The following is a 1,504-nucleotide window of genomic DNA, read 5'->3' as shown; positions in this document are numbered from 1 at the left end:
CATTTTGGAGTAGTCAGCCTCTCCTGTCACCAAATAGGTAGGTTTACCATACATTGGGTCAATGCCCTTTTCTAGCTTCCCTAAAATTTTATCAGGAAAGGTTCTATAATAATCATTCAAGAGTCCAACATCATCTTTGGATGCAACTTCAAAAAGTTCATTGGTTTTTGGCTGCCTACTCTTCACCCCTTTTGGGCGTTTTTGAAGAAAAATAATATCAGAGATAACATTTGTATGTGTATGTTCAAAAGTAGAGTTGGGTAAACGATAAGCTCCTATCACATCTGCTTGACTTGTAAGCTCTTTACGCACTTTGGGATTTGCTTTGTCCATTACCCCTTTTGAGGTTATAAATGCAATCACACCATTCTCTTTGACATCTTCAAGAGCTTTAACAAAAAAATGGTCATGCAAAGCTTTAACATCTGGTCGATGCTTTAGCCTCCCTGCTCCTCTCTCCTCTGAAAATGGAACATTGCTTATAACAAGGTCAAAAGGCTTATCACTCTTAAACTCCTCATACCCTTTATGATGATGTTCAGCATCACCAAAGAGGCGTTTAACCACCTCATGGTTAGTTTTATCAATATCAACAGTGGTAAATTTAATTTTATGATTGTTTTTTAGAAAATTTCCACTACCAACAGCAGGTTCAAGAGCTGTTTTTATCGGAACACCTGCATCGTGTAGAGCTTTATACATAGCGTCAATAGTTTCAGGTGCTGTATAGTGTTGTGTGAGAGACTCTTTTGTTCCACTCTCCAGTCCACCCTTGCCTGTATAATGTTGAAGCACTGCTCTATCTTCAGGAGTGGTCTCCTCGATAGGCTTTTTGATAATCTCTTCTACTTTAGCATTTATGGCTTTTCTCTCTCCTTTGGTTTTTGGCGTGGCTATTGACTCTTCTGATACTTCTCCTTTATTGTCTTTATTGCTTCTTTGTGGCTCATTCCTTGCTGTTTCAACTTTTGTACTTCTATTCTCATCAGAAATATCTTCTGATTGTTTTTTCTTCTCTCTAGCATCAATATACTCCTCTTTGTCAAAGTAATCTTTCAATTCAGCCTCAAGTGATTCAATCTCAAGCTCCTCTTCCTTGGTAGGAGTGGAATCACCATCAAAATACTTATCTGTCAACTCTTCATATCGAGTGATCTCCTCATCCATGTGAGGGAACCCCTCCCTTCTTAGATCTTCTAATATTTCGATATCTTCGGCTGACGCTCTTCCTTCACGAGCTTTGATTATTCTTTTCGCTTTCTCTTTAGGGAGATGAGCTATTGCATTCTCTATCTCACGATCACTATATGTATCTCTAAAATAGCTATCTTCATAGTGAGAGATCTCTTCTTTGCTATACTCTTTTAGTTTTTCTTTCTTTCTAAAAAAAGCCTTTACTCTAGCTTTTGCATCATCCTCAGATTCTCCAATGCCAACTTCAGAGGCTTTGCGAATCTGAAAAGCCCTGGACTCTTTTTTTCCTACCCAGCCATCACCCACTCTA

At 38.5% G+C, this 1,504-nt stretch carries 1 protein-coding gene; it reads right to left on the bottom strand.

Going from position 1 to position 1,504, the window contains the following annotated elements; genetic code table 11:
* Window positions 1–1,504: N-6 DNA methylase (locus AC3WVG_RS11775; RefSeq protein WP_488798310.1), on the bottom strand; the 1,504-nt coding region annotated here is incomplete at both ends.

It is taken from the genome of Desulfovulcanus sp. (assembly GCF_982781345.1).
Note: the sequence above shows the minus strand (reverse complement) of the source record. Positions and strands in the feature narration are given on the sequence as shown.